The 5,673-nt window shown below is 63.8% G+C and carries 7 protein-coding genes; 1 reads left to right on the top strand and 6 read right to left on the bottom strand.

The genetic code is table 11. The features are described 5' to 3' along the window. Positions 1-83: 83 nt before the first annotated feature. The 6 genes from IVB32_RS05070 to IVB32_RS05045 form a co-directional block, all read right to left on the bottom strand. Positions 84-383 (bottom strand): copper-binding protein, encoded by a 300-nt coding sequence (locus IVB32_RS05070; RefSeq protein ID WP_007601401.1) that lies wholly within the window; start codon positions 381-383, stop codon positions 84-86. 137 nt (positions 384-520) lie between these two features. Next, positions 521-1,135, bottom strand: coding sequence for a hypothetical protein (locus IVB32_RS05065; RefSeq protein ID WP_026233992.1), 615 nt, complete (start codon positions 1,133-1,135; stop codon positions 521-523). After that, complete coding sequence (locus IVB32_RS05060; RefSeq protein ID WP_018460286.1) at positions 1,132-1,980, bottom strand: ABC transporter permease; 849 nt, start codon at positions 1,978-1,980, stop codon at positions 1,132-1,134. Before IVB32_RS05060 ends, IVB32_RS05065 begins: the two co-directional genes overlap by 4 nt. After that, positions 1,977-2,783, bottom strand: a complete 807-nt coding sequence (locus IVB32_RS05055) for an ABC transporter ATP-binding protein (RefSeq protein WP_018460285.1) — start codon at positions 2,781-2,783, stop codon at positions 1,977-1,979. Before IVB32_RS05055 ends, IVB32_RS05060 begins: the two co-directional genes overlap by 4 nt. Next, positions 2,780-3,760: a YVTN family beta-propeller repeat protein gene (locus IVB32_RS05050; protein WP_026233991.1), complete on the bottom strand. Its 981-nt coding sequence runs from the start codon at positions 3,758-3,760 to the stop codon at positions 2,780-2,782. The genes IVB32_RS05055 and IVB32_RS05050 overlap by 4 nt, the downstream gene beginning before the upstream one ends. Positions 3,761-3,770: 10 nt before the next feature. Further along, positions 3,771-4,952, bottom strand: a complete 1,182-nt coding sequence (locus IVB32_RS05045) for an ABC transporter substrate-binding protein (protein ID WP_018460283.1) — start codon at positions 4,950-4,952, stop codon at positions 3,771-3,773. Positions 4,953-5,079: 127 nt separating this feature from the next. On the opposite strand from IVB32_RS05045, the gene IVB32_RS05040 reads away from it, so the two are divergent. Further along, positions 5,080-5,580, top strand: coding sequence for a DUF3280 domain-containing protein (locus tag IVB32_RS05040; protein ID WP_247368975.1), 501 nt, complete (start codon positions 5,080-5,082; stop codon positions 5,578-5,580). The last annotated feature ends 93 nt before the right edge of the window (positions 5,581-5,673 follow it).

The raw sequence follows: 5,673 nt of genomic DNA, 5'->3' as shown, positions 1-5,673 counted from the left end.
TGGTGCCTCGTGGCTGTGCGTGGATGGCCGGGACAAGCCCGGCCATGACGCCCTGTCGCACGTGGGAAGAGGCGAGGAAAAGCTTACTGCTTCTGCAACTTCGTCAGCGTGCCCGTCCCGTTATTGTCGGTCGCAGAGTAGCTCACCCTGTCGCCGGCGTGGACGGCGTCGAGCATCGCGGCATCCTTGGCCTTATACTCCTGGAGCGCGCCGGCGCCGCCTGCGCTGCCGCCGACTGTGCCCTTCTGCGTCTGCTGGATCGAAATCGTGCTGTTGAGCCGATCTATCCGGGTGACCATTCCGGTCAGATCGTCAGCGAATGCGCTGCTTGCGAGCATGCTGATGGCTGCAGCGCCTGCGAGGATGAATTTCGTGGTTCCCATCGAGGCCTCCCGATGCCTTGGATTACCCGTCGACAAGACATCCTAGACCGATTTGGTTCCGGCATATAGCACGGCGGCAGGTTAATGATCGCCATGGAGGCGCGGGAACCGGCCGCAAGCGGTCAATGAGGCTGACTCTATTCCATTTCCTGCTGGATCACGCGTCCAAGCGCAAACAGCCGCTGGTCGATGGTGGTGGGAACCTCGCAGACGAATCGCACCACCTTGTGGCGGTCCTCGAAAATGCGAGTCTTCCAGATCAGCTCGTTGCTGAGCGCATCGACCTTAGCCTCGTCGCGCGGCGTGGCGCCTTGGAGCGCCTGAAGCTGGACGCTCTCCTCGCGGATCTTGTCGGCGGCTTCGCGCTGCTTGCGGCTGACGCGTTCCAGCCCGCTCATGACCTGCGAGCGCTGAGCGTTGAGCGTGTCGAACAGGCCTGCGAACAGCAGTTTTGCGTTCGTGGTCTTGTCGGCCGCGGAGCCCGCCAAAAACTCCTTCACCAACTTCTCGCCCTCGTCCAGCGGCGTCTTGCGTGCCGACAGTTTGGCGACCAGCGCGCTGACCTTGGCGTCGTCCTTCCATTTGTTCTGCACGTCGTCGAGCGGAGGACCGGCCCATACGGCGGCGAGCGAAATTTCCGGCACTTTGGCCTGCGTGCAGGGCCAATCCGGATAGCGCGGATCGGCCGCGCGTGCCGCCGTGCTCGCGGCTGCGAGCATCAGAGCGGCCATGGCCAGAACCCGAACCGTCATCCTTCGCCTCCCGCAGGCCCCCGTCGCGCCAGCCCGCGCGAGGGATCATAGGCCAGAATCGCGCCGATCATGAAGACGATTGTGCAGGTCGCGACCACCGCCAGCGAGATCCAGTTGATCTGTCCGTACAGCGCGAAGCGGATCAGCTCGACCGCATGGGTGAACGGATTGGCCTCGCAAACATAGTAGAGATATGGGCTGCCCTCCTGCACCCGCCAGAGCGGGTAGAGTGCCGATGAAGCGAAGAACATCGGGAAAATGACAAAATTCATCACGCCGGCAAAGTTCTCCAGCTGCTTGATGCCGGAGGAGATCAGCATGCCCAGCGAGCCCAGCATCAGTCCGGACAGGATCAGGGCCGGCAGCACGGTGAGATAGCCCGATAGGGGAGGGGTGATGTCCCAGAACCAGGCTATCAGCAGGAACGCGTAGACCTGGAGCAGCGACACCGCGGTGCCCGCGAGCAGCTTGCAGAACAACAGGTAGCCGCGCGGCAGTGGGCTCACCAGCAGCGTGCGCATGTTCCCCATCTCACGGTCATAGACCATCGAGAGCGAGGACTGCATGCCGTTGAAGAGCTGGATCATGGCCATCAGCCCCGGCGCGATGAAGACCTCGTAGAGGATGTAGGTCTCGTAGGGCGGGATGATGGAGATGCCGAGCACCTGGCGGAAACCGGCGGCGAAGATGAACAGCCAGACCAGCGGCCGCACCAGCGCCGAGACGAACCGCTCGCGCTGGTGCAGGAAGCGCAGTCCCTCGCGCCAGACAATGCCCGTGAGGCAGGTCATGTATTCGGCGGCCGAGAAGCCGCGCTGCGCCTCGCGCGTGGTGATGCTGCTCATGCGCCGCCGCCCGGCAGGGTCTGCGCGCCGGTCAGGCGCATGAAGGCGGTGTTGACGTCCTGCGCGCCGGCTTCCGCGACGACGCGGCTCATCGGTCCCTGCGCCAGCACCTTGCCCTGATGCAGCACCACGAGATCGTCACCGGCCATGATTTCGTCGAACAGATGCGTGGCCCAGAGTACGCCGATGCCTTGCTCGCTCACGAGCTGGCGCACATGGCTGATGATGTCGGCGCGCGCCTTGACGTCGAGGCCGACGGTCGGCTCGTCCAGCAAGAGCAGGCGCGGCCGGTGCAGCAGCGCCCGGGCGATCTCCAGCCGCCGCATCTGCCCGCCCGAGAGATCGCGCACCTTGCTGCCGGCGCGCTCGGTAAGCCCGATGCGACCGAGCAGCTCGGCGGCTCGAGCGCCGGCTTCGCGGCGGCTGATGCCGTGGAGTGCGGCGTGATAGAGCAGGTTCTGCGTCAGCGACAGATCGAGATCGAGCGTGCGCGGCTGGAACACGACGCCGAGCAACCGCAGCGCCTCGCCGGGACTCTTGCTGATGTCATGGCCGAAAATGCCGACGCGGCCGGACTGGATGCCGAACAGGCGCGTGATCAGCGAGAACAGCGTGCTCTTGCCCGCCCCGTTGAGGCCAAGCAGGGCCGTGAAGCTCGCGGGCTGCACGTTGAAGGACACGTCCATCAGCGCGCGGCGCGGTCCATAGGCGTGGCTGACGTCGTCGATCGATAGCGCGGGCACGGTCGCCGGATCGGGCCTTGGTGTTTCGCGTTGTTCGGCGATGGGAACAGGGCTGGTCATGGCGCGATCGTGATACCCCAGGGCAGTTCGCCCACTTGAATGGTCTTGATCACCTTTTGCGCGGCGACGTCGATGACGGAGACGTCGTTCGAGACGCCATTGGTGGTGAGCAGAAATTTTTCGTCCGGGGTGAATGCCATGTGCCAGACCCGCTGTCCCACCAGCAGATATTTCGTCACCTTGCGCGAGGCGGTATCGACCACGGCGACGCGATTGGCGGGACCGAGCGCGATGAAGGCGGTCTTGTCGTCCCGGGTCATGCCGATGCCAACGGGCTGGATCGCCTCTTTCCTCAACCCCGGAATCTCGAAATTGATCTTGCCGGTCACCTCGTGCTTTCCGGGGTCGATGATCGAGACGGTGCCGCCGATCTCCGAGGACACCCACAATTCGGAAGCGTCGTGCTTGAATTCGGCAAAGCGCGGTCGCGCGTCGACCAGCACGTTGGCGACGATCTGGCGCGACGACGTGTCGATGAAATGCGCCATGTTGGTGGTCTCGGACGTGTTGATCAGCGTCTTGCCGTCCGGGCTGATGGTCATGCCCTCGGGCTCGACGCCGACCTGGATGTCGCCAAGGCGAGCGCGCTTCTCGAGGTCGATCACGGTCACTGTGTTGTCGTTCTCGTTGGCGACATAGAGGACCTTGCCGGCGGCATCCTGGGCGAACAATTCAGGGTCGGGACCGGAGGGCAGGCTGTCCACCACGGTTTGCGTCTTCGCGTCGATCATCTGGATCGTGTCGTCGTCGCCGACCGCGACCATCACGAACTTTCCGTCGCGCGTGAAGTCGATGCCACGCGGGCGCTGGCCGACCTTGATGGTCTTGGTCACCGTCCAGCTTTCGGTATCGATCACCGACACCGTGTTGCTCTTCTCGTTCGAGACATAGGCGATGAACGCATGCGCCGGTGCTGCCGCCAGCGCCAATCCGGACAGCAACCCAACACGCCACGCGCGGAACGTCCAAGTCCTCACTTTAATGTCCTCACTTCAGCTTGCATTTGCTCTCCGGGCGGTCATAGCCGAGCGTGTCGAGCTCGGAGACCTGGTGCAGGAAACCTTCTTGCGGCGACACCGACACCACCATGCGGCCATCGACCAGCAGGATCGGCTGGCGCAGCTGCAGGTTCCAGTCGCGCAAGGTCAGCTTCGTGCCCTTGAAGGCGGCGACCGAGAACTCCGGGCCCTTGATGAAATCGGTGACCTTCTTGACCTCGCCGGAATTGGTGCGCGACGTGGCCTCTCCGATCATGCGCACGGCGGTCCACGCCTGCATGTCGAGCGCAGTCATCCGCCGCGCGTTGAGCTTGACGAAGCGGTTCTGCATCTGGATCGCGCCCCACTGGTCCTGCGCAGCGTCCCAGCTCCGCGGCACGAGGCCGGCCGAGCCCGCGACAGGCCGTGGATCCCAGGTGCGATAGGGCAGGTAGGCGCCGAACACCTCGCTCTCGTCAGCGGCGACCAGTACATCATAGGCCGGAGCTTGTTGCGTGAACACCGGCATCTGCCGCTGGATCAGCGTCACGCCGGAGTCCGTGCGGCGCGCGCCGCCTTTGTCTTCGAAGCTGCGCTCCTGCACGATCTTGGCGCCGAACCGCGTCGCGGTGCGCCGGAGCGCATCGGCGAACAGTCTGTCCTCGTCATGCGAGCCAACCACGAGCAGCCAGCGCTTCCATTGCTTCCACACCAGATACTGACCGAGCGCATCGGCCAGCATTGCGCGCGTCGGCGCGGTGTGGATGACGTTGGCACGGCAATCGGCCTCGCGCAGCCGCTCGTCGATCGCGCCGGCGTTGAACAGCAACGTGCCGCGCTCGCGCAGGGCGTCGGCGACCTTCAGCAGCGTGTCGGCCGGCAGGTCGGCGATGATGAAGCCGTTGCGTGCGGCGAGCTCTGTCGCGGCCTGCACGGCATCTTCGCCCTCCTTGATACGACGCTCCTCCAGCGCAAATCGCTGGTTGAGGAATTTGCCGGTAGTGTTGTTGTCCTCGATGGCCAGGCGTGCGCCGGCGACGCCGTCATTCTCCGCGGGCTGCTCGACCAGCGACAGCGTTGATCTGGTGCCGGCGATTCCGAGATAGCCGACGCCGATCATGACAGGGTCGGCTGCGAGCGCACTCGTCGCAGCAAAACCCAGGCAGATCAGGCCGACCAACCATCGGATCATGTTTCCTCCAGATGTTCTCCCCGGCTTGACCGCCGATGGAGAATTGTCTCTGCTAAAGCATGACCGATTTGTCAGGGCATGCAACCCCGCATTTCGTCCTCACGCCGCCACGCCGGGAATCACGATCATGCGAGCGCTGATATGTTTCGCCGCTTTGCTGTTGACGGGCTCGGCCGCATTCGCCGATCCGCCGAAACTCGCGGTGTTCGATTTCGAACTGATCGACACCAGCCTGCCTGGCGAGTTCTACGGCTCCAAGCCCGAGGAAGCGCGGCTCGACCTCATCACCGAGCAGTTGCGCAAGGCACTGGTTGAGTCAGGCAGGTTCCAGCTGATCGATATTGCGCCGGTCCGGGATGCGGCCCGTCACGCCAATCTGCAGGCCTGCGGCGGCTGCGACCTCAAGCTTGCCGGGCAGCTGGGTGCCGATTTGGAAATCACTGGCATGGTGCAGAAGGTCTCGAACCTGATCATCAATCTGAACATCTACCTGCGCGACGTGAAGACCGGCAACATGATCACGGCCGCCAGCGCCGATATGCGCGGCAACACCGATGAATCCTGGACGCGCACGATGAGCTATCTGATCCGCAACCGCTTGCTGGCGCCGAACTACGGCAAGCCGTGAGGGAGATATTTAGTCGTCCGTTAAGAAGCCGAATTGAGCGGGAGCGGACAGGCAAGCGTATGCGATAGCTGGATCAGGAAGAGGCACAAGAGT

The organism is Bradyrhizobium sp. 23, from assembly GCF_023073295.1.
Taxonomy (GTDB): Bacteria; Pseudomonadota; Alphaproteobacteria; order Rhizobiales; family Xanthobacteraceae; genus Bradyrhizobium; species Bradyrhizobium canariense_D.
The sequence above is the reverse complement of the archived record's forward strand: the minus strand, read 5'-3'. Positions and strand labels throughout refer to the sequence as shown.